General features: G+C 63.5%; 23 protein-coding genes and 1 tRNA gene. 13 read left to right on the top strand and 11 right to left on the bottom strand.

What is annotated here, in order from left to right; all coding sequences use genetic code 11:
- Positions 1 to 5: 5 nt before the first annotated feature.
- The 8 genes from ACIQ36_RS03730 to ACIQ36_RS03695 form a co-directional block, all read right to left on the bottom strand.
- Positions 6 to 2099, bottom strand: a complete 2094-nt coding sequence (locus tag ACIQ36_RS03730; RefSeq protein ID WP_395826050.1) for a methyl-accepting chemotaxis protein — start codon at positions 2097 to 2099, stop codon at positions 6 to 8.
- A 379-nt stretch (positions 2100 to 2478) separates the two neighbouring features.
- Entirely contained in the window at positions 2479 to 2928 is a 450-nt protein-coding gene (locus tag ACIQ36_RS03725; protein WP_395826047.1) for a hypothetical protein, read from the bottom strand.
- Positions 2929 to 3119: 191 nt separating this feature from the next.
- Entirely contained in the window at positions 3120 to 6338 is a 3219-nt protein-coding gene (locus ACIQ36_RS03720) for an error-prone DNA polymerase (RefSeq protein WP_395826045.1), read from the bottom strand.
- Positions 6335 to 7789, bottom strand: a complete 1455-nt coding sequence (locus tag ACIQ36_RS03715; protein ID WP_395826042.1) for a Y-family DNA polymerase — start codon at positions 7787 to 7789, stop codon at positions 6335 to 6337. The genes ACIQ36_RS03720 and ACIQ36_RS03715 overlap by 4 nt, the downstream gene beginning before the upstream one ends.
- A complete protein-coding gene (locus ACIQ36_RS03710) occupies positions 7746 to 8351 on the bottom strand; it encodes an ImuA family protein (RefSeq protein WP_395826040.1) in 606 nt (201 codons plus the stop codon). Before ACIQ36_RS03710 ends, ACIQ36_RS03715 begins: the two co-directional genes overlap by 44 nt.
- A gap of 376 nt (positions 8352 to 8727) precedes the next feature.
- Positions 8728 to 8804 (bottom strand) — tRNA-Arg (locus ACIQ36_RS03705).
- A gap of 30 nt (positions 8805 to 8834) precedes the next feature.
- Entirely contained in the window at positions 8835 to 9809 is a 975-nt protein-coding gene (pip, locus tag ACIQ36_RS03700; protein ID WP_395826037.1) for a prolyl aminopeptidase, read from the bottom strand.
- A 62-nt stretch (positions 9810 to 9871) separates the two neighbouring features.
- Positions 9872 to 10663, bottom strand: coding sequence for a carbonic anhydrase (locus ACIQ36_RS03695; protein WP_395826034.1), 792 nt, complete (start codon positions 10661 to 10663; stop codon positions 9872 to 9874).
- Positions 10664 to 10839: 176 nt separating this feature from the next.
- Between ACIQ36_RS03695 and ACIQ36_RS03690 the strand changes: the two genes are divergently transcribed.
- The 6 genes from ACIQ36_RS03690 to ACIQ36_RS03665 all read left to right on the top strand — a co-directional run bounded on the left by ACIQ36_RS03690 (position 10840) and on the right by ACIQ36_RS03665 (position 16708).
- Entirely contained in the window at positions 10840 to 11529 is a 690-nt protein-coding gene (locus ACIQ36_RS03690) for a thermonuclease family protein (protein ID WP_395826031.1), read from the top strand.
- 61 nt (positions 11530 to 11590) lie between these two features.
- Positions 11591 to 13105, top strand: a complete 1515-nt coding sequence (locus ACIQ36_RS03685; protein ID WP_395826028.1) for a M48 family metalloprotease — start codon at positions 11591 to 11593, stop codon at positions 13103 to 13105.
- Between the two features lie 31 nt (positions 13106 to 13136).
- Complete coding sequence (locus ACIQ36_RS03680; RefSeq protein ID WP_395826024.1) at positions 13137 to 13643, top strand: MarR family winged helix-turn-helix transcriptional regulator; 507 nt, start codon at positions 13137 to 13139, stop codon at positions 13641 to 13643.
- 42 nt (positions 13644 to 13685) lie between these two features.
- Positions 13686 to 14189 carry an arsinothricin resistance N-acetyltransferase ArsN1 family A gene (locus tag ACIQ36_RS03675; protein WP_395826021.1) on the top strand — a complete coding sequence of 168 codons (504 nt, stop codon included), beginning with the start codon at positions 13686 to 13688 and terminating at the stop codon, positions 14187 to 14189.
- Between the two features lie 78 nt (positions 14190 to 14267).
- Positions 14268 to 15524: an FAD-dependent oxidoreductase gene (locus tag ACIQ36_RS03670; RefSeq protein WP_395826019.1), complete on the top strand. Its 1257-nt coding sequence runs from the start codon at positions 14268 to 14270 to the stop codon at positions 15522 to 15524.
- Positions 15521 to 16708: an MFS transporter gene (locus ACIQ36_RS03665; protein WP_395826016.1), complete on the top strand. Its 1188-nt coding sequence runs from the start codon at positions 15521 to 15523 to the stop codon at positions 16706 to 16708. Before ACIQ36_RS03670 ends, ACIQ36_RS03665 begins: the two co-directional genes overlap by 4 nt.
- On the opposite strand, the gene ACIQ36_RS03660 is transcribed toward ACIQ36_RS03665, so the two are convergent.
- Entirely contained in the window at positions 16705 to 17130 is a 426-nt protein-coding gene (locus ACIQ36_RS03660; protein WP_395826013.1) for a rhodanese-like domain-containing protein, read from the bottom strand. The genes ACIQ36_RS03665 and ACIQ36_RS03660 overlap by 4 nt on opposite strands.
- A gap of 92 nt (positions 17131 to 17222) precedes the next feature.
- Here ACIQ36_RS03660 and ftrA point away from each other — a divergent pair, with 92 nt between their 5' ends.
- Complete coding sequence (gene ftrA, locus ACIQ36_RS03655; protein WP_395826010.1) at positions 17223 to 18314, top strand: transcriptional regulator FtrA; 1092 nt, start codon at positions 17223 to 17225, stop codon at positions 18312 to 18314.
- Between the two features lie 13 nt (positions 18315 to 18327).
- Positions 18328 to 18924 carry a biotin transporter BioY gene (locus tag ACIQ36_RS03650; RefSeq protein WP_395826007.1) on the top strand — a complete coding sequence of 199 codons (597 nt, stop codon included), beginning with the start codon at positions 18328 to 18330 and terminating at the stop codon, positions 18922 to 18924.
- Between the two features lie 97 nt (positions 18925 to 19021).
- Here ACIQ36_RS03650 and ACIQ36_RS03645 read toward each other — a convergent pair whose 3' ends face one another.
- Positions 19022 to 19657, bottom strand: coding sequence for a LysE family translocator (locus tag ACIQ36_RS03645; protein ID WP_395826004.1), 636 nt, complete (start codon positions 19655 to 19657; stop codon positions 19022 to 19024).
- A 99-nt stretch (positions 19658 to 19756) separates the two neighbouring features.
- Between ACIQ36_RS03645 and ACIQ36_RS03640 the strand changes: the two genes are divergently transcribed.
- On the top strand, positions 19757 to 20449 hold the full coding sequence (locus tag ACIQ36_RS03640) for a helix-turn-helix transcriptional regulator (protein ID WP_395826001.1): 693 nt from the start codon (positions 19757 to 19759) through the stop codon (positions 20447 to 20449).
- A 174-nt stretch (positions 20450 to 20623) separates the two neighbouring features.
- Here the strand turns inward: ACIQ36_RS03640 and acs are convergent, their stop codons facing one another.
- On the bottom strand, positions 20624 to 22561 hold the full coding sequence (acs, locus tag ACIQ36_RS03635) for an acetate--CoA ligase (RefSeq protein WP_395825996.1): 1938 nt from the start codon (positions 22559 to 22561) through the stop codon (positions 20624 to 20626).
- Between the two features lie 235 nt (positions 22562 to 22796).
- Here acs and ACIQ36_RS03630 point away from each other — a divergent pair, with 235 nt between their 5' ends.
- From ACIQ36_RS03630 to hemC, 4 genes are all read left to right on the top strand, one after another.
- Positions 22797 to 23180, top strand: coding sequence for a VOC family protein (locus tag ACIQ36_RS03630; protein ID WP_395825993.1), 384 nt, complete (start codon positions 22797 to 22799; stop codon positions 23178 to 23180).
- A gap of 131 nt (positions 23181 to 23311) precedes the next feature.
- The gene (locus tag ACIQ36_RS03625; protein ID WP_395825990.1) at positions 23312 to 23842 is read left to right on the top strand and encodes a MarR family winged helix-turn-helix transcriptional regulator; all 531 of its coding nucleotides are present in this window, start codon (positions 23312 to 23314) and stop codon (positions 23840 to 23842) included.
- A 153-nt stretch (positions 23843 to 23995) separates the two neighbouring features.
- A complete protein-coding gene (locus tag ACIQ36_RS03620; protein ID WP_395825987.1) occupies positions 23996 to 25798 on the top strand; it encodes a sensor histidine kinase in 1803 nt (600 codons plus the stop codon).
- Between the two features lie 174 nt (positions 25799 to 25972).
- Positions 25973 to 26388 (top strand): hydroxymethylbilane synthase (gene hemC, locus ACIQ36_RS03615; protein WP_395825984.1); only part of this gene is annotated, 416 nt, incomplete at its 3' end.

Raw genomic sequence — 26388 nt, 5'->3', positions numbered from 1 at the left:
TTTCGTTAACTGACCCGAACGGCCTTTAGAAACGCTTCGACCTCTTGGGTCAGCTTGTCTGAATAGCCCCCCAATTGATCGGCGGCGTGCAGAACATTCTGGGCAGCGGTGCCGGTTTCATTCGCCGCCGCCGACACGGTGACGATCGTGCTCGACACTTCTTGCGTGCCGAGCGCTGCCTGTTGCACCGATTCGCTGATCGCTGCCGTCGCCGCCTCCTGCTCCTCAATCGCCGCTGCCACCATCGCGGCAATCTCATTAAGATCGCCGATGGTCGCGCCGATACGCCCGACCGCTGTTGCGGCGGCCTGGGCCGTTTGCTGAATATCGCTAACTTGGGCGGTAATATCCTCGGTCGCGCGCGCCGTTTGCGCCGCCAGTGATTTGACTTCACCCGCGACCACGGCAAACCCGCGCCCCGCTTCCCCGGCCCGCGCCGCCTCAATGGTGGCATTGAGCGCCAACAGATTGGTTTGTCCGGCGATTTCAGAAATCAGACTCACAAACGAATCGATCCGCCCCACGGCTTGATTTAACCCGCTGAGGGCCGTATTGGTGGCCGATACTTCGCCGACAGCCCGCCCGGCAATCTCACTTGAGCGCGTCACCTGCATGCCGATTTCACCGATTGAGCCGGTGAGTTGGTTTGCAGACACGGCGACCATATGAACGTTCTGCGTGGCCTGTTCGGCCGACGCCGCGACGGCTGCCGACTGGGCACTGGTTTGGCCCGCCATGGTCGACATGCGCACGGCAGTTTGGTGCATCGCGCCCGCCGCGACCGATACCGATCCCACAACCTGCTGTACGCTGGCCTCGAAGCGGTTGGCGATGGCTTGCAATGTTGCGCGCCGCTCCTCCGCCGCCTGAATCTGCGCCCGCTTGGCATCCTCATCCTGCTGAGCGGCCCGCATAGCGGTATCGCGGAAGGTGCTGAGGGCGGTCGCCATACCCGAAATTTCGTCGGTGCCGCCTGCCGGAATCCTGGCATCGAACTGCCCAAGGCGCACCTTCTCCATCGCCGCCGCCAGCGCGTGCAGCCGCCGAGCGATTCCGCGGTGAACCAGGAACCAGCCAACGATTCCGGCAAAGACGAGACCGCCCGCCCCAAGGATCAACAGCAGCAGCCGCGACGAATCGATGCCCGCATCCAGCGCGTCGATATTGGCCCCCATCCCGGCCTGCATGGCATTGGCAATCCGATCGGACTCGCGCGCGAGCCCGATCACCGCCTCGCCCGCCGCCGCCAGCGTCGCCGCCTCGTTCGCCGTCTCCGAGAGATAAGCGGTGCGCGCCACGAATAAGGCTTCAGCCGCAGCCGCGATCTGGGCGGCACCCTCGTCGAGACCGATGGAAACGGCGGCATCGCCCATGGCTTTCAACAGCTTGGTCAAAGCCACTTGGGACTTCGTGTAACCCGCTTTCGCATCGGTCAGCGCCGCCGCCGTTGGGGCCACCGCAGCTTGCAGCAAGAGCGCCCGCGTTTGGGTGACTTCCCGTTGCAATTGCAGCGCATTGCGTAAGGTTTTGAAATCACCGAGGGGCTTAACGTTTTTATCGACAATCCCGGCCTCTAACCCTTCCATCACGGTTTCGAGCGTGAAGGAGGCGCTGCGCACTAACGGATTTACTAGGCCCGACGCCGCTTCGGTCTTTTCCGTCGCATCGGCCGCAGCCTTGATGACGGCCCGGTTCGAGGCAAGCGCCTGCCGATGATTCTGCTCTAAGGTCGTCAGAATGCCAGCGAGGTCACGATAGCGGTCATTCAAAGCGTTCCAATCCGCAACCGCCAGCGCCGGACGCAGAGCCGCAACTTTCGTTTCAATATCGGAAAGATATTCGATCAGCCGCGCCTGCTCGGCTGCGAGCGCCCCCTGATCGGAGGTCACGAGCAAGGAGGGGGCCGCCGCCGCAATCGCATTTGCCTTAACCCCCAATTCCTGGGCCAAGCTCAACTTTGGCACGCTTTCCGTGGAAATGGTGGCGAGCATATCGGACAAACGCCCAAACCCCTGCATCGCCACACCCGCCGCTGCCACAGTCAATCCGGCGGTCAGCCCAAACGCCACCAGCAACTTCGTGCGAATGGTCGCTGTCATTCCCTCTAGCCTCCTCGGTCGGCCGCCCGGTTTATCGCCGGAACGTACTCGGTTCATCTGACTGAAAAGCGTAACACTAACTTTACTAACTATTCATTATTACCTCACCGAATCCCGAAACATTTGCCTAAAAGCGGTCGGTATCCCCGATAAAAAGGGGTGTGCGCTTTGATAAAATTAATGATATCAGTTAACTAGAGAAGTTCTAATTCCTAGAACATCTTCCCCGCGCCACACTGAAATCCCGCATGGGATGCGTATAAAGCCCTCAGCAGCCGTTTTTCGGCAGCCCGCAGGATGGCCTTCGCGGGCAATAGGCTCGGCGCTGAAACCTTCGTTTCTTTCGGCAGAAGATTTGCCCTCCCCTGCGATAACCCGACTATCGCTTGCGCTTGAGCCGCTTTTCGTTCGCGACTACCCGGCGGTGGATCGGTGCCAAAGCATTCCCTCCAGCCGCCATGGTTCGGCGCATAATCCGGGAGGACCGTGCAAATAGGGCCAGCATGTCCATCGGCATGGGCAGGCGTCGGCCCGAAGCGATCTGGGTCAGAAGCTGGCTATTGGCCGACAGATCTTTTTGAATGGCCTGGAGATCGCCGGAAGCAGCTTTAGCTGAGAGCGCGAAGGCCGCGCCCTTCTCCAGGACCATGCGGCTTAATTCGGCGTAATCCCCGTTCAGAGGATCGCGCACGGCGGCGGCCATAGTGTTGGTCCGGCTTTCGATCACGGACTTCGCCGCAACCATCGTCTCGTTGAGCTTGACGCCAGTTTGCGGCATGCCCAACCCCGATGCCCAAAGATTCATCCAATGCCCAAGTGCCGTCTGCATCTGCTGGTCCTCCGCGCGTAACCGACTTTCATCGACTCTAACGCGGTTGCCCGTGAATTGGTCCCCTCACGCGGTCACGATTTCTGTGTGACATTCGGGTTCCATGCCAAGACCAAGGAAATAACCTGAGGCGCGATTGCTTTTGACCGAAGGGGGAAAGCGGAAAAGCGCCGGTCGACCTTCGGTCGCGTTCAGTGAAAATCCCGGCTTTTCGGGATAATCTGCACGTCGCGCGGATGGCGGAACAGGACGGGCCGATAGCCTGACGGCGCAGCAGCGGGCGCGCCCGTCAGCGCGAGAAGATCGTCGGTGCGGTTCTCCAAGTGATCGCTCACGAGGTGCAGGATCGGCACCGCTCCGGCATCGCTACGCTGGAGTTTGCCCCGGATGAGCAGCAGGCGGGACTGCATTAGCACCGGGCGATATTCCTGCATCACCTTGGCCCAGACCACCGCATTGACGATCCCGGTTTCGTCTTCGAGCGTGATGAAGACGACGCCTTTGGCCGTGCCGGGGCGCTGGCGCACCAGCACCAACCCGGCGGCTGTTACCGGAGAGCCGTCCGGCAGTGCTGCGATTTCGGCGGATGAAAGCACCCCCTGCTTGCGGTAAGCGTCGCGCAGGAAGGTCATGGGATGATCCTTTAGTGACAGGCCGAGACTGCGGTAATCCTCGATCACCGCCTCGCCTTGGGGGGCAGGCGGCAGGTGCGGTTCGGGTTCGGCGAAGAGAGACACTTCTTCCCCCGCCGCCGCGAAGAGCGGCAGGGGCGCTTCCGCCGTCAGAGCTTTCGCCGCCCACAAAGCCCGGCGGCGGGTAAGACCGAGAGAGCCGAAGGCATCGGCATTCGCTAAAGCCTCCACCTGAGCGCGACTGAGGGTCGCCCGGTGCTGCACGGCTTCGACCGAGCGGAACGCCCCGCGCGCCCGTGCCGCCACCAGCCGTTCGGCGCTCTCCGCCCCCAATCCGTCGATGAGCCGCAGGCCAAGACGCAAAGCCCAATCGCCCCCTACCGCCTCCAAGGTGCAATTCCAATCACTGTCATTCACATCGGGCGGGCGCACCTCCACCCCGTGTTGACGCGCATCGCGGACGATTTGCGCCGGGGCGTAGAAACCCATCGGCTGCGAGTTCAGCAGGGCCGCCGCGAAAACCGCCGGAAAATGGCACTTGAGCCAGGAGGAGACATAGACCAGCCGGGCGAAGCTGGCGGCATGGCTTTCCGGGAAACCGTAATCGCCGAACCCTTTGATCTGATCGAAGCAGCGTTGGGCGAAATCCCGGTCGTAGCCCCGCTCCACCATCCGTTCGACCATGCGTTTTTCCAGCGTCTCGATCGTCCCCCGGCGGCGGAAGGTCGCCATGGCGTAGCGCAGATCATTCACCTCCGCCGCCGTGAACTCTGCCGCCACTTGGGCGATACGGATCGCCTGTTCTTGGAACAAAGGCACGCCAAGCGTACGGTCGAGAACGGCTTCAAGCTCGTTTTTCGTGTCGAGCAACCGCCCGTCCGGCGATGTGCGCGGCGGATACTCGGCTTTCTCCTTCCCTTCCCGCCGTTTGAGGAATGGGTGCACCATGTTCCCTTGGATCGGGCCGGGCCGAACGATGGCGACCTGGATGACGATATCGTAGAAACAGCGCGGCTTCAGGCGCGGCAGCATGTTCATCTGCGCCCGGCTTTCCACCTGGAAAACGCCCACCGTATCGGCGCGGCACAGCATGTCATAGACCGCCCCATCCTCACGCGGGACGGAGGCCAGCGTGACGGGTAGGCCGTAGCGGTCGGCCAGCAGATCGAAGGCACGGCGGATGCAGGTCAGCATCCCGAGGGCCAGCACATCGACCTTCATGATCCGCAGGGCGTTGATATCGTCCTTATCCCATTCGATGAAGGTGCGATCCGCCATCGCGCCGTTGCCGATGGGCACGAGTTCTTCCAACAACCCGCGCGTTAGCACAAAGCCACCGACATGCTGGGAAAGATGGCGGGGAAAACCGATAATTTCGGTGGCAAGGCGCAGCGCTGCGGCAAGGCGCGGCTCAGTCGGATCGAACCCGGCTTTGCGGACCTGCGCGTCTTCCACCCCGGTTCCGTAACTGCCCCAGACCAGCCCGGCCAGCGCCCGCGTGGTATCTTCCGAGAGCCCCATCACCTTGCCAACCTCGCCGATGGCACTGCGCCCGCGATAGGTGATGAGCGTCGCCGCTAGCCCCGCCCGGTCGCGGCCATAGCGGGAATAGAGATACTGAATGATTTCCTCGCGGCGCTCGTGCTCGAAATCCACGTCGATATCGGGGGGCTCCTCCCGCGCTTCGGAGATGAAACGGTCGAACAGCACTTCGCTTTCATTGGGATCGACCGCCGTGATGCCGAGGACAAAACACACCGCCGAATTGGCCGCCGACCCACGCCCCTGGCAGAGAATATTCCGGCGGTTTGCTTCTTCAACGATATCGTTCACGGTCAAAAAATAGGGCGCAAAATTGCGCTTGCCGATCAGGTCGAGTTCCTTGTGCAGGAGGGCCTGGACCTTATCCGGCACGCCCTCGGGGTAACGGCCCGCCGCCTTTTCCCAGGTAAGCTGTTCCAGATAGGTCTGCGCCGTTAGCCCCGCCGGAATTGGTTCGTCGGGATAATTATATTGAAGTTCATCGAGCGAAAAGCGGCAGGCGTCGGCAATCTCAAGCGTCCGGGTTAGCGCCTGGGGATACTCCCGGAACAGCGCCGCCATCGTGGCCGGGGTTTTCAAATGGCGTTCCGCATTTGGGAACAGGCGGAACCCCGCCTCTTCGATCCGGCAGCCTTCGCGGATGCAGGTCAGCACGTCTTGTAAAGGGCGGCGGCTCGGCTTGTGGTAATGCACATCGTTGACGGCAACGAGCGGCAGGCCCGCTACGGCGGCGAGGGCAGCGGTTTCGGCAAGGCGGGCGCGCGCTTCGGCGGGCAGCAAATGGCTGGCGGCAAGGGAAAGCGCCCCCGGATCGGTGAGGGTTTTTAGCCGGGTGAGCCACTCCGCGTCGAGCGACGCTTCGCTGAGGGCGATGACCTGATGGCCGGTCAAGGCCCCGTGCAAATCCTCAACCCAGAGCAGACAATCGCCCTTCGCCGCGCGGCGCTTACCCAGCGTGAGCAGGCGGCACAGACGGCCATAGGCGGCGCGGTCTTGCGGATAAACCAGCAGCGACGGCGACTCCTGAAGATCGAGACGGCACCCCGGCAAAAAGCGGATTTTCTTGCCGCGCGCGGCGATATGGGCGCGCACCACCCCCGCCATACTATTGCGGTCGGTGAGCGCAATCGCCGTTTGCCCCAGCACCTCAGCCGTCTCCACCAGTTCCATCGGATGGCTACCGCCGCGCAGAAAACTAAAATTGCTGGTCACTTGAAGGTCGGCATAGGCGGTCATGGAAAAACCCCATGCAAAAACCAAGGACCGGGCCGATCCTGCGGGCGGCTCTGGAACAGCCAGTAGCGCCCGCCCGCCGTATCCTCCACCCGCCTATAATCGCGGGCGGGCAGGTTCGAGGTGCGCCACCATTCAGCGGCGATACGCTCCGGCCCTTCGGCGTGGCGGATGCTGTGGCGACGGTTGCGCCAAACGAAATAGCCCGTGCCGTCGCCCTCAATGGGGTGCGGCGGCGCGTAAAGCTGCATCGGACGCGGCGGCGCGGTTTCGGTGAAAGGCGGCACGGGGGCAAGCGGGTTAGCGCGCCGCACCGACGCTTCCGGCCAATGGCTTTGCTGCGGGTGCAAGCGATAGACGGAATTTTCGCCTAAGCGTTGACGGAGCCGGTCGAGCAGCGGGGCCAAGCGGTCGCAGGCGGCGGCGCGCCCGTCTAAATCTGATTGACGGCGCAGAAACTCGGCTGTTTCCGTCGCGTCCAACCGCGCAGCCTCAATGCCAAAACCGGGATCCAGCCCGTCGAGCGGCTCGCGGAACAGCCGCGCCAGCACGCGGGGATCGCGTTCCGCCTGGGCCGTGCCGATGGTGAAATCCTGCCGACTGCCGTCTACCCGCTCCAAGGTGAAGACTAGACGCCGCACGCCTAGACCCGCTGCCGTCAAGCGGTCGATGAGGCGGGTGAGCAGATGGTTGAGCGCCGCCTCCACGCCCTCGCGCGTGCCGATGGGCTCGACGAAAGGGGTTCGTTCGCGGTAGGCAACCGCAGGCACCTGCCACCGCACTGGCTGCGGAACGCGCCCCAGCACCGTATCGAGCCGCGCCACGATCTCCCGGCCAAAACGGTTGGCGAGCGGGGCGCGCGGCTGATCGAGCAGTGCCCCGATCTGCCGCAGCCCGAGCCGATGCAGCCCGGCCAGGATCTCCGGCGCAAGACGTAAAGCCGCCACCGGCAAGGGGGCGAGCATCTGGCGCAGCGATCCGACCGGCAGAATGCCGCCCGCGCCGAACCCCGCCCACGCCCAGGCCGCACCGGGCGTATCGGCGAGCGCTATGCGGTAATGGAGATTGAAGCCCGTGAAGGCGGCGGCAATATCCGCCATCAACCCCTCTTCCCCGCCGAATAGTCCGGCGACACCGGTAACGTCGAGCAATAGCGCCCCCTCCCCATCCGGCGCGGTCAGCGGCGACCAGCGGCGGCAGCGCGCGGCGAGGCGGGTCAGCGCCTGCCCGGTTGCCTCGGCATCGAAAGCTTCCACAGGCAGATCAGGAAAAGCCGCCAGCGCATCGGCCAACCGTTGCCCAGACCGCAAACCCGCCCGCGCCGCCGCCGGCGTGACCCCCGCCAGTAGGAGCGTGGTGCCCTCTTTGGTCAGCAGCGCCGCGCGGCGGTCGGGCGCCCACCCCAGCCGGTCAGTCGCCCAGAAGGGTAGTTGGATAGAGACGAAGCGCGTCATGATCCCACCCCGCGATGAAGTCGGCGGACTGCCCGCCCCGGCAGCGCTGTAAGGATACCCGCCAGTGGGCATTCCCATTTCCAGCTACGGGAAAAACTTCCCACCGGGTGAGCGCGGCACTCGCCCCGCCGGTTCGGCAAAGCAACAGCGCCATGCTCTGCCCCGCCTCCGCCGCCAGATGCAGCCGCCGGGAGGCCGTGAGATCGCGGCTATCGACGACCGCCACCACAACGGCAAAGCAACCGCTCCGCAGGGATTCTTCCAAGGTCCAAAGCCGGTCGTTCTCCGCCTTTGCGTTGGCGATCAACACTCTCTCGGGGGCGATCCCGAAACGGATCAGGCCGGGCGGATAGGTTCCGAGGGGGCTTGGCGGCCCGAGGAGCAACATCTCCCCGCGCCGCTCGGCCAAGGCCCGCCCGGCGAGCGCATAGGCCCAACCAAACGCCCCATCGCCGCGGACCTCGTGCAGCCCGTCGCACGGCAAGCCGCCCCAGGGCAAGCACGCATCAAGATCGCGCGCGCCGAGCGAAACCACAGCCCGCGCCTCGGGCGGCTCGAGCACGATGCGCCCCGTTCTATCGGGAAACGAGGTTTGGGAAGCGAGAGAAGACAAAATCATGTTCTTTATTTGTTCTTATATCGCGTTCCGAGTCAACCTTTCTCAGTGTCGATATTCATGGGATTCTCCTCACCCGCGGTAACTTGATTCCATCAAGGGGGGGGGTGAGGACGGCTTCCCCCTCACGCTGTTGGCCTAGTGAAAGAGGGCGGCAGTTACCCTGAGCACCCGCTTCAGATCGCGGCGACTAAGTCGGCCCGCGAAAAGTCGGCACCGACGTAAAACAGGGGCCGCCGGGATGGTCGGCACCCTCATAGGCAGAGCAATCCGCGACGTTGAGTGGGGCGGTTTTCAACGAATCCAAAGCTTTGAAGGTGATTGGCGTCCCCGGCGGGATTCGAACCCACGGCCTGCAGCTTAGGAGGCTGCCGCTCTATCCTGCTGAGCTACGGGGACTTACCCGGAAGGTTTATACGGGATGCCAGCCTAAGGGGCAACGAGAGAGGCCAATTCCAGCTTATAGCGTTCCGTTGCCCGCACCAGGGCCGCGCGAATGCCGGGTTCAAGGGCGGCGTGGCCCGCGTCGGGGACCATCACCAATTCCGCTTCCGGCCAAGCTTGTTTCAACTCATAAGCTGAAACCGCCGGGCACACCGTATCATAGCGCCCTTGAACAATCGTGCACGGCAGGCGGCGAATACGGCCGATTTGGGCCAGCAACTGCCCGTCGCCCAAGAACAGATCATTCACAAAATAATGGGCTTCCAGGCGGCTGATCGCCAGCGTCGCGCCATTGGGTTCTTGCGGCAGGTCCGGGGCGGGTAGCAGCGTGGAGGCGCGGGTTTCGAACTGGCTCCAGGCGTGGGCGGCGGGCAGATGCACCGCCGGGTTCGGGTCGGTCAAACGGCGGTAATAAGCGGTCAGCAAATCCTGCGGCGTGCGCTGGCCTTGCTCCGCTTCGGGCAGGGCGTCGACAAAATCCTGCCAGGCATCGGGGAAAATCTGGCGAATACCCGTCAAGAACCAGTCAACCTCTGACCGACGCCCGAGGAAAATACCGCGCAGCACGAAGCCCAGGCAATGATCGGGGTGGGCTTGGCCATAGGCGAGCGCCAGGGTAGAGCCCCAGGAACCACCAAAGACCAACCAGCGGTCTACCCCAAGTTCAATGCGCAAGGCCTCGATATCGTCGATCAGGGTTTGCGTCGAATTCTCCCGCAGCTCGGCGGTCGGGCGGGAGCGACCGCAGCCGCGCTGATCGAACAGAATGATGCGGTAGGCGTCGGGGTCGAAAAACCGCCGATGGGTGGGGGATGCGCCCGCGCCCGGCCCGCCGTGCAAGAATAGAACGGGTATGCCTTTGGGATTGCCGCATTCCTCCCAATAGACCCGATGAAGGTCGCCCCGCGCCAGAATACCGTGACGATGGGGGGCAATCGGGGGGAAGAGGTCGGTCCGCATTCGCAAATTCTCCGGCAGCGAGGGGAAGGCCCACGCCTCCCCCTTCACAGAACACGGTTAAATCACAGGGTTTCAAGCAAAAAACGCCGGTTTTGCGGCTGGATTGGACGGGCATTGAGCGGGAAAAGCGCCGCAAACGCCTGAATTTGGGCTTTCGATGCCCGCACCGGACGGCGGAAAACCGTCCACAGAATACCTTCCGTGCAGGGCGGCGTGGTCAGCGACCCCGAATAGCGGTAGAAGGCGCGGTCGTCGGGCAAAAGCGCATCAAAGCGCAGCGGCGCGGGTAAGGGTTGCTCCGGGCCAGGCTTCGGCAAATTGGCGAAAACCTGCTTGAGGGTGGCATTTTCGTGCCCCTCTTCAATGAAAACGCCCAAGACGGCAAACTCCCCCGCCTCGGACTTATGGACGAAATGGCATTCGAGCGGAAAAGATTTGCCGTTCAGCTTATGCTCGCTGGGGTGATGGAAATGCGCCTGAACCAAGCCATAGCTTTTGCGCCCCACGATCAAGCGGCTCCCGGCGGGAACATTCACCTGAATCGTATGGCCGTTATTGATAATGCCCGCCGACGCCTCGCGGTACTCAACGTAGAGACCGCCCAGTTCAGCGCGAATCCCCTCTTTCAGGTCCAGCGGGCTTTGTTCGACCCCGACTTCACAGGCTTTGAAATCCGGTTTCAGTTTGCCCCACTGTTGAGGTCCTTCCATGCCGTCATAGCGCCAATGGACCTCGCCGCCGGGATGGGCGGGCGCGGTTTCGCCCCAGGCGGTGCCGCTGGCGCACAGCGGGCAGAGAGCGGCGGCGGTCAGACCTTTCAAGAAGGCTCGACGGTTTACTGGAACTGGGCGCATCTTTCTGTCTCCGTTGGGAGTTTGCGGTTCAATGGACGCAACGCCGCTGAGCGTTGCAGCCTTAAAGCTAGTCGAAACCAGAGTTCTGCCAAATGAGACGATTAACAGGGTTGTTCCTCGCATTTATTCTTCTTACCCCTGGCACATCTCACGCGAGGGCGCAAAAAATTGCCTCCGTGGACGGGCAGAACCTTGTTTTGGTCGATGGTCAGCGCCTGTGGCTTCTGGGGCTTTGGGGGCCGCAACCGGGGGCAACGCCTGATCAGAGCGAGCCGGGCGCAGCAGAAGCCGAAGCCGCGCTCGCCGCCGATGCGGTCGGACGACTGGCGACGCCCAACAGTCTGATGGGGCCGGACCGCAGCGGGCGCTTTGGGGCGATTGTAACGCTCGACGGCGATCAGGCCTCGCTGAACGAACGCCTCGTGCGCGGCGGCTGGGCGCGGGCCTATCTGGTGCCGGGCCTGCCGAAGGCAGAAGACCCCGGCGCGACCTTGCTTCCCGCGCTGCTTCGGGCGGAAGGGGCCGCGCGGGCCGAAGGGCGCGGCCTGTGGCATTTTCCCGCCTATCGGGTTCGTCAGGCAGGCAGCGAGGATCTGTGGCCACTGCGCGACCAATTCCACCTTGTCGAAGGCCGGGTTCGACGGCTGGTAAAGCGCGCAGGGTGGGGGGCCGAGCTTACCCTGGGCGAGGGGCGGTCGGCCTTAAAAGTGATCGTCCCCAGCCCCTTGGGCCGTTTGCTGAAGGCGCGCGGGCTCGATCCGCACGATCTAACCGACGCCAAACTGCGCGTACGGGGCTGGATCGGCGTGAGCGGTGGGCTGTCGATCCCATTGGAGCGCCCGGAGTATTTGGAGAAACTGCCCTAAAATTGCCGAAGGCGCGGCGCTCTGCTACTGTTCAATCGTTAAAAATACTGGGAGAAAATCCGTGAAAGCTTGGCTGTCCCCCTTCGTTATCGCCGCCGGGATCGGTGCTGCCAGCCTGCTCGCTGGCTGCACGACCAACCCCGCGACGGGCCAGCAAAGCTATACGGCCTTCATGTCCAGCGACGAGGAAAAGCGCGTCGGGGCTGAAGAACATCAGAAAGTTATCAAGGAATACGGCGGGGCGTTTAACCATAACGGCATTGCCGCCTATGTGACGGGCATCGGCAATAAGCTGGTCGCAACCTCGGAATTCGCGGGCCAGCCCTTTACCTTCACGGTTCTGGATTCGGAGATCGTCAACGCCTTCGCGCTGCCCGGCGGCTACGTTTATGTGACGCGCGGACTGTTGGCGCTGGCGTCGTCGGAAGCAGAGCTTGCCAGCGTTTTGGGCCATGAAATCGGCCATGTCACCGGGCGGCACACGGCGCAGCGCGTGAGTCAGGCCAATACGGCGAATATTCTGACCGGCGGGCTGGCCGTGCTGGCGGGCGTTCTGACTGGCTCCAGCGAACTCGGCTCAGCGGTGGGCGATATCGTCGGCACGGGGGCGGCGGCCTATGTGCAATCCTTCTCGCGCGAGCAGGAGTTTGAGGCCGATTCGCTGGGCGTGCGCTATATGACGCGCGCGGGCTATGATCCTGCGGCGGCGGGCGGCTTTCTCGCGAAGCTTCAGGCGCAGTCGGAACTCGATGCCAAACTCGCTGGGCGCGACCCCAACGCGGGCGGCGACATGATGGCGAGCCACCCGCGCACCCAAGACCGGGTGGCGAAAGCCGTGACCGAAGCCGCGCAAGGGGAAGGCGCAAAGGCCCAGGCAGCGCTCAGCAAACCCGCGACGGAAATCGGACGCGAACCCTTCCTGACCCGCATCAGCGGCCTGCCCTATGGGGCCGACCCGCGCGAAGGCGTTGTGCGCGGAAGCAGCTTCACCCTGCCGCCGCAGCGCGTGCGCTGGAGCGCACCGAGCGGTTATGCCGTTCAGAATGGGGCGGAAGCGGTGCTGATTGCAGGGCAGGCCGCCAAAGCCCGCTACGATATCGCTAAAGCTAGCACGCCCGCCGCCGATGCGGTGCGCGCTTGGGGCCAAAGTTATGGCGTGCGCGGCCTGTCGCGGATTGCCGTCCCCGGCGGGCTTGATGCCGCAACCGGGGTCATTCAAGCGCAAACCAGCCAGAAGCAGCCGGTTCTGGTGCGTCTGCTGGTGATTAAGACCGACGCCAATACCGCCCATCGCTTCCAAATTTTAGGCGGGCTGCAATCGGGGGCGGAGGTGGACCGGCTCGCCCAAAGCCTCGCCAGCAGCTTCACGCAGCTTTCCGCTGCCGAAGCCGCCGCCTTCAAGCCGCTGCGCGTGGAGATTGTCAGCGCCGGCAGCGAAGCGCAGACCCGCCAGCAAGCGAGCCAAATGCCGACGCCGAGCGGGACTGAATCGGTGCGCCTGTTCGAAATTCTTAACGGCCTCGCGCCGGGGGCCATGCCCGCACCGGGGACGAAAATCAAACTGCTGCGCTCTTGACGCATCGGGCCAGGAGGAATATGGTTGCTACATGCAACGAAACACGCCTCCTGGCCCTGATGCCCTCGCCCAAGATGGCGCTGCCCTGCACGAAGCCGTGTCGGCGCTGGTGCGCGTGTATCAGTTCCGCGACCGGGATCGGATCTGCTGCTACGATATTTCGGTGACGCAGTGCCAGGCGCTGAAGAATCTGGTGGATGGCGGCCCCACGCGCCCGCAGGCGCTGGCCGATGCGCTGTTTCTCGATAAAAGCACCACCAGCCGCGTGCTCGAAGCGCTGGAGCGCAAGGCCTATATCCGCCGCGAACCCGACCCGACCGATGGGCGCGCCCATCGCGTGGGCGTGACCGAGGCCGGGCGGGCTTTGTTCGAGCGCATTACCCAAGATTTGATCGCCCAGCAGATCGACGTGATCCGCGACCTTGACCCGGACGTGCGGCGCGCCGCGATTGACGTTGTCACCCGCCTGCACCGGCTGGCCGAAGCCCGCTTTACCAGCGGCGTTAGCGTGGGTGCGTGCCCACCGACCGCCGCGTGATTTTTTCGCCCCTATTGTTGTCACTAACAACGGATAGCTGCCATGATGACCATCCGCCCCGCCGAACCAAAAGACGCCGATGCCATCGCCCGAATTTACTCCCTCGGTATCGCCGAGCGCACGGCCACCTTCGATACCGAGCCACGCACCGCCGCCGATATTCTGCCGAAGATCGACGATTCGGCGCGCTTCCCCCAGCTCGTCGCCGTCGATGCGACGGGGGCCGTGCAGGGCTGGGTTGGCACCAGTGCCTACCGGGCGCGCGACTGCTATCGGGGTATTGGCGAATTTTCGATCTACCTCGATCCGGCGGCGCGCGGCCAGGGCATCGGCAAACTGCTGCTGAACGGGCTTGTCGATGCCGCCCACGCGGCGGGGTTCTGGAAACTTCTCTCGCGCATCTTCACGTTCAATCACGCGAGCCTCGCCGTCTGCCACGCCTGCGGTTTTCGCGATGTCGGTGTGTATGAAAAGCACGGAAAACTCGATGGGCGCTGGCTTGATGTTGTCATCGTCGAACGGTTGATCCCTGAGAATTTGACCTAAGGCCGCTCTTTAAATCTAAGCCGCCTTAACGGCCCCGCCGGGCCGAACGCTCCCGCTTTGCCTGAAAGGAACCCTGCTATGTCCCTTCCCACCGTTATCATCGGTGCCGGTCCCGTTGGCCTCGCCGCCGCCGCCCATCTGCTGGAACGCGGCCTAACGCCGCTCGTGTTGGAAGCGGGGCCATCCGTCGGCACCCATATCCGCGCCTGGGGCCATGTTCGGCTCTTCTCGCCGTGGCATTTTTGTATCGACCGTGCCAGCCGCGCCTTGCTGGAGCCGACCGGCTGGCAGGCCCCCGACCCGAAACGCCTGCCCACGGGTGCGGCCCTGGTCGCCGACTATCTCGACCCGCTGACCGCCGTGCTCGCGCCCTATATTCGCTATAATACGCGGGTTGTCGCCCTTAGCCGCGAGGGTGTCGATAAAGTGCGCAGCCGGGACCGGGCAGAAAAACCCTTCATCGTTGCGCTGGAAACGCCCCAGGGCGAAACCCAAATCACTGCCGCCGCCGTCATCGATGCCTCGGGCACCTGGAGCCAGCCGAACCCGCTGGGCGCGAGCGGCATTGCCGCGCCGGGGGAGAAAGCCGCCGCCGCCCAAATCCACTACGGCATTCCCGATAGCCTCGGGCCGGATCGTGCGACCTACGCCAATCGCCGCGTTCTGGTGGTCGGTTCGGGCCATTCGGCCATGAACGCGATTCATGATCTGGTGCGCCTGAAGCATCAGGAGCCGGAAACGCAAATTTTCTGGGCGATGCGCCACACGCCGGATGCCGTCACCTTCGGCGGCGGCAGCAATGACGCCCTCATCGCGCGCGGTCAATTGGGCAGCGAGGCAGAAACGGCGATTGCGTCGGGCTTGGTCAAACTGCTCGCTCCCTTTGCGGTGTCGGCCCTTGCCCAAGATGGCGCGGGCGTGACCGTCACCGCCGCAACGGGCGCGGCGATCGCCGTCGATCAGATCATCGCCTGCACCGGCTTCCGCCCCGATCTTGCCATCACGCGGGAACTCCGCCTCAGCCTCGATCCGTGGCTGGAAACCACGCCCGCCCTTGCGCCGATGATCGATCCGAACCTGCATAGCTGCGGCAGCGTCCGCCCCCATGGGGCCTTAGAACTGGCCCATCCCGAACCCGGCTTCTATACTGCGGGTATGAAAAGCTATGGGCGTGCCCCGACCTTCTTGCTGCTTACCGGCTACGAGCAGGTCCGCTCCATCGCCGCCGCGCTGGCGGGCGATGACGCCGCCGCCGGGCGGGTCGAGCTTGAGTTGCCAGAAACGGGCGTGTGCATCACCAACCGCGCCCCCGCCAAAACGAGCTGCTGCGGATGAGCGACGCCGCGCCCACAACGGCACGGCTCGTCTGGGGCCTTGGGGTCGGGCAGATCCTCGCCTGGGGCTCCTCCTACTATTGGCCCGCACTGTTCACGGCGGCGGTCGCGGCGGATACGGGCTGGTCGCCGACGCTGATCGTTGCCGGGCTCACGGTTGGCCTGCTGGTCTCGGGCGTGCTGGCGCGGGGCCTTGGGGCGCGGATGGTGCGTTGGGGACCGCGCGCGGTGATGATGGCGGGGGCGGGGTTTCTCGCGGCGGGATTGGCGCTGTTGGCCTTGGCCTATCACCCCGCCGTGTATTTGATCGCCTGGGGGCTGATCGGCGTGGGGATGGCGTGCGGGCTCTATGATGCAGCCTTCGCCACCCTCGCTACGGTGCTGCACGAACGCGCGCCCCTCGCCATCGCCCGGCTTACGCTGCTCGGCGGATTGGCGAGTACGATCTGTTGGCCAATCAGCCATGTTTTGATCGAAGCGATGGGCTGGCGCGGGGCCTGTCTCGTCTATGCCGCCCTTCACCTCGGGCTGACGCTGCCGCTGTACGCGCGCCTGCTGCCGAAGCACGGGGTGAAAGCTCCCTCCCCCGCCTCAACGGCCACCAATCTTACCTCCGTCAGCCGTCGCCTGATGCGGCTGATGGGAAGCGTGCTGGTGCTCCAGACCGTTATTTCGGTAAGCCTTGCCGTCCATCTGCCCGCTGTTTTGACCGAAACCGGCCTGACGCTCACCCAAGCCGTCGCGATTGCCGCCTGGCTCGGCCCGGCCCAGGTGGCGGCGCGGGCGGTGCAGACGCTACTGACCGCCCGGCTCACGCCCCTGACTACCCTGGGGGTTGCTGTCGGCAGCGTCGGTCTAGGGCTCGGTCTGCTGTTGCTGACCCTCACCCTGCTTCCGATCCCCGCCCTCACCCTTATCGGCGTTCTAATCTATGGTGCTGGCAATGGTTTGCTAACCATCGCGCGCGGCACCCTGCCCTTGCAGCTTTTTGGACGCGACCTTTATGCCCGCGTGCTCGGCCATTTGGCAGCCCCCAGCCTGATCGCCCAGGCCCTCGCCCCGATGCTGCTGGCCTGGGGCCTAACGCAGACGGCAATGCCAGGACTGGTCGGGGCGCTGGTGCTGCTCGCGCTCGCCAGCCTTGGCGTCACGGGCTTGCTCGCGCAGGCCATTGTCCGGCGCTAAAGACTCCCAGGCTCCGTTCCCGTTGCCAGCGGAAAGCCTTCGTCGGCCCAGCCGGTGAGGCCGCCGATCATCAGTTTTACCTTGCGCCCGAGTTCCGACAGGCGCAGCGCCCCCCGGTCCGCGCCGTTGCAGTGCGGCCCGGCGCAATAGACGACGAACAGCGTGTCTTGCGGATAGGCCGCAAGCCGCTCTTCGGTCATCTCGCGGTAAGGCAGGTTCAGCGCGCCGGGCACATGGCCGCGCGCATAGGCCCCCGGGCCGCGCACTTCGAGCAGCACGAAATCCGGGTTGCCCGAACTCAAGGCCGCATGCACATCGGCGCAATCGGTCTCGAATGCCAGCCGGGCGGCGAAATGGGCGCGGGCGACGGCAGGGTCGGCGGCGGGAATGGCGGCGACATAGGAAGGTTCGGTAAGAGCCATGATCTTTCTCCTGGGGAAGGTTTCGATGCCCCTAAGGTGCCCGCACGAGACGATCTTGACGATTGGCCTAAACGCCAAGTATCGTCAATATCATGCCAAAAACCGAAACCGCCCCCTTGCGCAATTCAACCGTCGTGGCCCTCGCCTACGATGGGCTGTGCCTGTTTGAATTCGGCATCGTCGCGGAAGTTTTCGGCCTGTCCCGGCCCGAGATTACCCGGCCTGATTGGTACAAGTTCCGCATCGCCGCCGTCGATCCGCTCCCTTTGCGCGCGCAAGGCGGAATGCTCAGCATCGCCACCGATGGCGGGCTGGAGCTGTTGGATGCGGCTGGAACCATCCTCATTCCTGGCTGGCGCGGCGTGAAGGGTGACGTGCCCGAAGCGCTCTGTGCGGCGCTACGCGCGGCGGCGGCGCGGGGCGCGCGGATTCTCTCCATCTGTTCCGGCCTCGTCGTGCTGGCCGAAGCGGGTTTGCTGACCGGGCGGCGGGCAACGACCCATTGGCGCTATATCGATCAAGTCGCCGAACGCTTCCCCTGGCTTAGTCTCGATCCCAACGTACTCTATGTGGACGAGGGGCAAATCCTCACCTCGGCAGGCAGCGCGGCGGGGCTCGATCTCTGCTTGCATCTCGTGCGGCGCGATTTTGGCGCGGAGATTGCTAATCTGGTCGCCCGGCGCCTGGTAGTGGCCCCGCATCGGGAAGGCGGGCAGGCACAGTTTATCAACCAACCGGTCCCGAACCGCGCGGGCAGCCTGTTCGCCGCCCTGTTCGAAACCGTGCAGGCGGAGATTGCCGACGATTGGCCCGTGGACCGGCTGGCGGACGCCGCGGGCATGAGCCGCCGCACCTTTCTGCGCCGCTTTCGGGACGCGGCCGGCACCACCCCCGCCGAGTGGCTGCTGAGCTTGCGCCTTCAGCGCGTCAAAGACCTGCTGGAAACGACGCCGCTGTCGGTGGAAGACCTTGCCACCTGCTGCGGCTTTGGCGCGGCGGGCACGTTGCGGCATCACTTCCGCCAGCGGCTCGGCATGACGCCGCAAACCTACCGGCAGCGGTTCCGCGCCTTTCCAAAAGTTTCCGTTAACGTCAAGATAGACGCGCCCCCTGCGACCGTGATTTCCTTGCGGGAGCGCGGTGAGGCGGCTATCGTCCCCGCGAATAATATTGAAGTCTCGTGAGGGAACCCGCGTCATGCTGAAATTCTCCGCCACCGCGCGCCGTCCGCTGCTCGCCCGGCACCTGTCGAACGCCTCTTGGCTGACCAAGGGCATCGCCATTCTTATCGGCTCGCTGATCCTGGCGCTCTCGGCCCAAATCGCGGTGCCGATGTATCCGGTGCCGATGTCGATGCAGACATACGCCGTGCTCATCGTTGCCGCCTTGGGTGGCTGGACGGTCGGTTTCGGCGCGATTGTCGCCTATCTGCTGGAGGGCGCGATTGGCCTGCCGGTGTTTGCGAATGGCGGCGCGGGTTTAGCCTATATGGCAGGCCCGACCGGCGGCTTCCTGATCGGTTTCGCCGTGAGTGGCGCGATTGTGGCCTTTGCGGCTGAACGTGGCCTGCTGCGCACCTGGGGCGGCGCGATTGCCCTGCTGACCGTGGCGCATCTGGCGGTCTTCCTGCCGGGCGTTGCTTGGCTTGCCGGGTTCCTGTCGATGGTGAAGGGCATGAGCCTGACCACCGCCCTGACGACCGCTTTCTTCTCCGGCTTCGTGCCCTTCATCGCCGGGACGGTGCTGAAGACCGGCCTTGCCGTGCTGACCGTGCGCGCCGCCGACCGCCGCTAAGCGCGCCGGGTGATTGATCGTCGCACGCACGACCTGCTGAACTTCGTTGGGCGGGGCTATTCCGATAGCCTCGCCCTTCGGTTTTTTGGGGCCGCGTTCAAACCCCCGCCCAGCCCTGCACGGCGGTATAGGCGGCAATCACCATCAGAAAGATCCCCGCGCCGCGCCCGATCCAAATGGTCAGTGCCGGATTGGAGACGATGGCGTCGCGGCTGCGCAGGGCGGCGAGGGCCAAGCCGCCATAGATGATCCCCTGGACTGAAATCGTCATCAGCCCCATCACCAGCCCTTGCGACCAGAGCGGGCCGAAGGCGGGTTTCATGAACTGCGGGAAAATTGCGAAGGTAAACAGCCACGCCTTTGGGTTCAGCAGGCAGGTAAGCAGCGCTTGGAAGAAGATTTTCCGCGAGGCCCCCGGTCGCGGCGCATCGACCGAGGCAATCACGATGGAACTGCGCGCCAGCGTATAGCCAATCCAGATCATATAGGCCGATCCCGCCAGCAGCATCGGGCCGGAGAGGGAGGGGATGAAGCGGGTCAACCCCGCCACGGCCACCGCGCCGAACAGCGCATGACACGCCCCGCCGAGCATGATTCCAAGGGTTGCTGACAGTCCGGCCCGCCGCCCGCCGGTGAGGGCATTGGCCAGCACGAACACCATATCCATGCCAGGGACAATCACAATTCCGGTCAGGAGGATGAAATAAAGCCATAGGTTTTCGATATACGACATGTCAGGAGCCTCTCTTGCCGAGCGGATGGTTTACCGCGCTGCCCCCTGCTATACCGAAGGCCAACTGACAGGCGTGTGTCAGCTATGATGGGGCACCCGATGCGTAAAGCCGCCCGACTGTTCGAGATCATTCAGATTCTGAAACTGGCGAAAGCGCCAGTCACGGGCGCACAAATCGCCGCCCGGCTGGAAGTCACCCTGCGGTCGATTTATCGGGATATTGCCGCCTTGCAGGCGATGCGCGTGCCCATCGAAGGCGAGCGTGGCATCGGCTATATCCTGCGCCCCGGTTTCGATCTGCCGCCGCTGATGTTCACCATCGAGGAAACCGAAGCCGTGGTGCTCGGTATGGCCCTGATCGACCGCACCGCCGATGCCGCCCTGAAACAGGCGTCCAAGCGCGTGCTCGCCAAAATCGCCGCCGCCGTGCCGCCGCCCCTGCGCGATTCGCTTGCGCCGCGCACGCTGCACGCCTGGGGCAGCGTCGCCCCCGTGCCGGAAGGGCTCGATTTAGGCTTGGTCCGCGCCGCCATTCGCGCCGAAGAGAAATTATCGCTCGACTACCGCGACGAGCAGGGCCGCGCAACCCAGCGCATTATCCGCCCCATCGCCCTCATCTATTATTCAGAAACGGCCAATATCGTCGGCTGGTGCGAACTCCGCCACGCCATCCGCAATTTTCGCGCCGACCGCGTAACAGCCTGCGCGCTCACCGGCAGCTTTTTCCCCGGCGAGGGCGACCGGCTGCGTGGCCTGTGGATGGAAGGATGGCCGCGGACGGCGAGCCCTTAATTCCGAGAGGACTATTCGTCCTCTCGGGCTCTCCTAACCAGGGCCAACGGCCCTGGACCGTATTTCTTTTAAACTTCTTGCCTCATATTCGGGATCGATAGAATCCAGAAAATGGGATTGCCAAGGGGCAAGCCCCTTGGCTGGGGTGTCGGGGCAAAGCCCTGACATAGACGACTAACCGCGATTCATCCGGTGTTCGACGAGATCCGTCACCACGCCGGGGTCGGCCAGGGTGGAGGTATCGCCGAGCGCGTCGTGTTCGTTCGCGGCGATTTTGCGCAGGATGCGGCGCATGATTTTGCCGGAGCGGGTTTTTGGTAGGCCGGGCGACCATTGGATCAGGTCCGGCGAGGCGATGGGGCCGATTTCCTTACGGACCCAGGCGACCAACTCCTTACGCAGCTCTTCGGTCGGCTCTTCGCCGCTGTTAAGCGTTACGTAAGCGTAGATGCCCTGGCCCTTCAGATCGTGCGGATAGCCAACGACGGCGGCTTCGGCGACCTTCGGGTGCGCGACCAGGGCGCTTTCGACTTCCGCCGTGCCCATGCGGTGCCCCGAGACGTTGATGACGTCATCGACGCGGCCGGTGATCCAATAATAGCCATCCTCGTCGCGGCGTGCGCCATCGCCGGTGAAATATTTCCCTGGGAAGGTGGAGAAATAAGTTTCGATAAAGCGCTTATGGTCGCCATAGACCGAGCGGGCTTGGCCCGGCCAGCTTTCGGTAATGCAGAGGTTGCCGTCGGTCGCGCCGGTCAGAATTTCGCCTTCGTTATCGACCAGCGCGGGCACGACGCCGAAGAAGGGCAGCGTGGCCGAACCGGGCTTGGTGGCAATCGCGCCGGGCAGCGGGCTAATCAGAATCCCGCCGGTTTCGGTCTGCCACCAGGTATCGACAATCGGGCAGCGCTCGTCGCCGACCACCCGATTATACCAAAGCCAGGCTTCCGGGTTGATCGGCTCGCCGACCGACCCGAGGATACGCAGCGAGGCGCGGCTGGTTTTCTTCACCGGCTCTTCGCCCTCGCGCATCAGCGCGCGGATAGCGGTAGGGGCCGTGTAGAATATGTTGACGTTATACTTATCGATAACCTGCCAGAAGCGCGACACGTCCGGATAGTTCGGCACGCCCTCGAACATCAGCGTCGTCGCGCCATTCGCGAGCGGGCCGTAAACGATATAGGAATGGCCCGTGACCCAGCCCACATCGGCGGTGCACCAATAAACCTCGCCGTCGCGGTAATCGAACACGAGCTTGTGGGTGAGCGCGGCATAGGAGAGATAGCCGCCGCTGGTGTGCAGCACGCCCTTCGGCTTCCCCGTAGAGCCCGATGTGTAGAGAATAAACAGCGGGTCTTCCGCATTCACTTCTTCCGGCGGGCAGTCGGCGGAGACTTTGGCGGTTTCTTCGTGGTACCAAAGGTCGCGGCCCGCTTCCATCGGCACCGCGCCGCCGGTGCGCTTGACCACGATGACGCTCTTAACACCGGGGCAGGTTTTCAGCGCTTCATCGGCATTCTTTTTCAGCGGAACCTTTTTGCCGCCGCGCAGGCCTTCATCCGCCGTGATAATCAGGGTGCTCTCGCAATCTTGCACGCGGTTCGCCAGCGAATCGGGCGAGAAGCCGCCGAAGACGACCGAATGGATCGCACCGATGCGGGCACAGGCGAGCATCGCATAGGCCGCTTCCGGGATCATCGGCAGGTAGATCGTTACCCGGTCGCCCTTTTTGACGCCCTGCACTTTCAGCACATTGGCGAGGCGCGAGACGGCTTCATGGGCCTCGCGGTAGGTGATTTTCTTGCTCTCGTCGGGCGAATCGCCTTCCCAGATGATGGCCACTTGATCGCCGCGCGTCGCCAAATGCCGATCGAGGCAATTGGCCGAGACGTTCAAGGTGCCGTCGCCAAACCAACGAATGCGGGCATTGTCGGAAAAATCGACGTCGCGCACTTCGGTGAACGGCTTCATCCAGGTGATATTCTGGCCGTACTCGCGCCAAAAACCATCCGGGTCTTTCACCGAGCGCTCGTAGAGGCTGCGATAGCTGGCTTCGGTCACTTGGGCTTTGGCGGCAATCGCCTCGGGTACGGGGAACAGCGTCTGGCTCATCGTCGGATTTCCTCTCCAATATCCTTAGGGGCCGGGAGCGTGCCGCTCGCACCGACCTATCTCGCCTCTTTGCCGGGCGGGTGGCGTTACTCTAGCGCAATCGGAGGGGCTTGGGAGGCCGCGCGAAATGCCGCGCCTCTTAAATTTCGGGCAGATCGCCTTAGTAGATTTTTAATCTGTTCTTTTTGTGTTCCAAAATATAGTGTTTTAGGCTCAGTTACCGGAGGCAACCGACATGACAGCCTATATCACCCTAGGGGCCAATGATTGCGGCCAATCGAATGCTTTTTACGATGCCGTTCTGCCAACCATCGGCTGGACGCTCCACGCTGATCTTCCAGGATGGCGCGCTTATGCCGAAGCCGGAAAGGGCGATGGGCTGACCCTCTGGATCGCAAAGCCTTTCAACCAAGAAGCCGCAACCGCCGGAAACGGAACAATGGTGGGCTTTATGGTCGCCTCCCACACGCAGGTTGATGCGTTCCACGCGGCGGTACTGGCGAACGGCGGGCAAGACGAGGGAGCGCCCGGTTTCCGCCCACAATATGGCCCAAAATGGTATGCGGCTTACGTGCGCGATCCCGTCGGCAATAAGCTTGCGGTCGTTTGCAACGAATAGCAATTTTGGGCGGTAGGATTATTTTCACGCCCCATAAGCGTTTAATTCTGCATGGCCAAATCACAGAGGATCGTTGCTTGAGGTATCGCCCCAGGCTCGGATAAGCTGCGCGCGATTTTCTGGGAGCCCCCATGCCGCAGCCACCCGATCCTCCCGCGCCCGATTCCCCCGTGCCCGATTCAACGCATAGTTTCGCGCTGCCGGTGGATCGGGCCAACCTGCTGCAGCACCCGGCGGCAACGGCAACCGATGCCTATGTTTTGGAAGCCCAAGTTGGCCATTTACTGCGCAAGGCCCACCAGCGCCATGTGTCGCTTTTCACGCAAATCTTCGGCGTGGATGGGCTCACCCCGATGCAATATGCCGCCCTCGTGAAAATCAGCGAGTTAGGCGAAGTTAGTCAAAATCTGTTGGGCCGCCTGGTTGCGATGGACCCTGCGACCAGCCAAGGCGTGGTGAAACGCCTCACCGATCACGGGCTCGTCAGCCGCAAGGACGATCCCCACGACCGCCGCCGTGCGCTCCTGAGCCTCACCGAAGTCGGCCGCACGTTGATCGATACTCAAATCCCCTTGGGCCGGGTGGCAAGTGCCGAAACCCTCGCGCCCCTTTCGGCAGAAGAGCGCAGTCTGTTTCTCAGCCTTTTGAGCAAATTAACGTAAATGCCTCGCGTTCCAACGCAGCACAAACGGGGTATCCGACTGCCGCAGAATGATTGCATTTGAGCATTTGCTAACAGGTTCTTAAGACTCATCGCCTACTCTCAATCACCGATCAAAGGTGGAGCTCTTCCACCTGCGCCGCAGGAGTGGGATGTGCTCACCTTTTTTGGGACCGATGGCGACCGAGTGCTGCTGCTCATAATCTTTGTGATGCTGTGGCTCGCTTGCGCCAGCGCATTGGAGTTCGGCGGACTGGCTCAGCGCACCACGGGGTGGACGCGCCTGCGCGCGATTGTCTGGGGGGCTTTGGCGCTAACACTCGGCATCATGGTCGCGCAGACGCTGGCAGCCCTGCCGGTTCTGTTGGGGGGCCATGTTCAGCTTCAGAATAAACTGATTTTCAGTCTCGGGGGCGGATCTGCGATTTTCTTTGGCAGCGCCTATGCTTTCTATCTGATGAGTCGCCCCGGCCTCACGGTCGCCTGCATTCTCAAGGCAAGCCTGTCGCTGACCGTTGGGCAAGTCGGCGTGTCGCTGCTCGTTCTCTATTACATCATGCCCTTGCAAATGATCCGCCTCGACTGGGGCCTGATGATTGCCAGTGCGATGATGGGTCTCGCCACCACCACGGGCACCTTCGCGCTGACGGCAACCGCCCTGAACCAGGTAAATCGGCTTTTCGCCGCCGCCCTTTTGGCCATCGGGCTTGCCGGAAGCCGGTTCCTCACGATTATTGGAACCAGCGGCTTGCCGCTGACCGAAGCGATTTCGGAAAGCGACCGCGTTCCCATTTTCAGCCTCGGCCTGCACGCCACCCCCGTCGTCGTGATGATTGGCATTGTGGTGATCGTCGCTGTTCTCGTGGGGCTGATGGCGCTTATGCTGATTACCCGGCCCTGGCGCGCCAATCGCGACCAACTGCGCACCCGCCGCGCGCACGATCTGCGCCGTCAAGTGCAAGAAGCGGAAATCCAGCGGCTTACGCTAGAAGATCGTCTGGCCGATATGACCCGCCAGCGCGATCTTGCCGTCGCCGACCGCGCCCGCGCGCTGGGGTCGGCCCAGGCGGTCCAGGCGAGCCTTAATCAAGAAATGGCCCGCCGCCGCCAGATTCTGGACGAGCATCGGCAGTTGCTCGACCGGCAAGCCCATCAGCACGGAAATTTCATCACCACGACCGTCCATGAAACCCGGCACCTCGTGCAAACGATCCTGGGCGACACGACGCGCGTGCTGGACCCGATCCGGAGCGATCTTTCGCCCGAACAGCGGCGCTTGCTGACCCGCATGGGCGATACGACCGATCAATTGCTGGGCCTGCTCTGCACTCTGTCGGATTTTGGTCGCCTGCAAGGCCCGGCCCCGGCTTTACCCCTCCGCGCGCTGCCGCTGGCCGATTTGATCGGACGCTTGCGCACAACGCTCGACCCCGTCGCCCAGTACGCCGGATTAACCATCGAGTGGCCTAAAGACGCGATGCTAACCGGACGCGCAGTGCAAACCGACGGCGAACGTCTCTATCAGGTGTTGGCAGAACTTATTCGCAATGGACTGCGCTTTAACCGCCCCGGCGGAACAGTGAGTATCGCCGTCGATTATCTGCCCGCGCCCGATGGCAGTCCCGACGGGGCCCGCCTGCGGCTCGTTGTCGCCGATACCGGCGTTGGCATCGGTCCCGATCTTGCGCCGGATCTGTTTTCGCCCTTCGCCCGCCGCCCGGCGGCCATGCCACTGGGGCCAAGCCTCGGGGCCGGGCTGGGGCTCGCCATTGCGCAGCGTTTGGCCCAAAGCCTCAAGAGTTCTATCGTTTTTGCCAGCGAGCCGGGCATCGGATCACGCTTCTGGCTCGATATCACGGCGCTTGAAACCGTCGCGGCCACCGCGTCGGCACCCGTTTTCACGGCCGCAGCAGAGCGCACTTATCCGCAGGATTTTGCCCTGAACGTGGCGCAATGATAGCGACCATCTCCGGCAAAGCTGACTTTACGATGCGGCATCCCCTTGAGCCCGGCGCGCGTGTGGACTAGAAACACCCGCAATCATGACCGTCCTCCTCCGCATCGGCACGCGCGGTAGCCCGCTCGATCCCCTTGAGCCCGGCGCGCGTGTGGACTAGAAACACCCGCAATCATGACCGTCCTCCTCCGCATCGGCACGCGCGGTAGCCCGCTCGCGCTCGCTCAAGCCACCCTGGTTAGGAACGCCCTGGCCGCCGCTCACCCCGAGCTGGCCGCGCCGGGCGCGATTGCCATTGAGGTCATCAAAACCACCGGCGATCTGGTGCAAGACCGCAATCTGGCCGAAATCGGCGGTAAAGGCTTGTTCACCAAGGAAATCGAAGAAGCTTTAATCGAAGGCCGCATCGATCTTGCCGTGCATTCGATGAAGGACGTGCCGACCGTTCTGCCCGATGGCCTCGCGATCACGACGATCTTGGAGCGGGACGATCCGCGCGACGCTTTGATCGGCCCTTACGCCACGCTCGCCGATCTGCCCTATGGGGCCACCGTTGGCACCTCGTCCTTGCGGCGCGGCGCGCAGGTGCT

This window comes from Elstera sp. (genome assembly GCF_044372965.1).
In the GTDB taxonomy this organism is placed as follows: domain Bacteria; phylum Pseudomonadota; class Alphaproteobacteria; order Elsterales; family Elsteraceae; genus Elstera.
The sequence above is the reverse complement of the archived record's forward strand: the minus strand, read 5'-3'. Positions and strand labels throughout refer to the sequence as shown.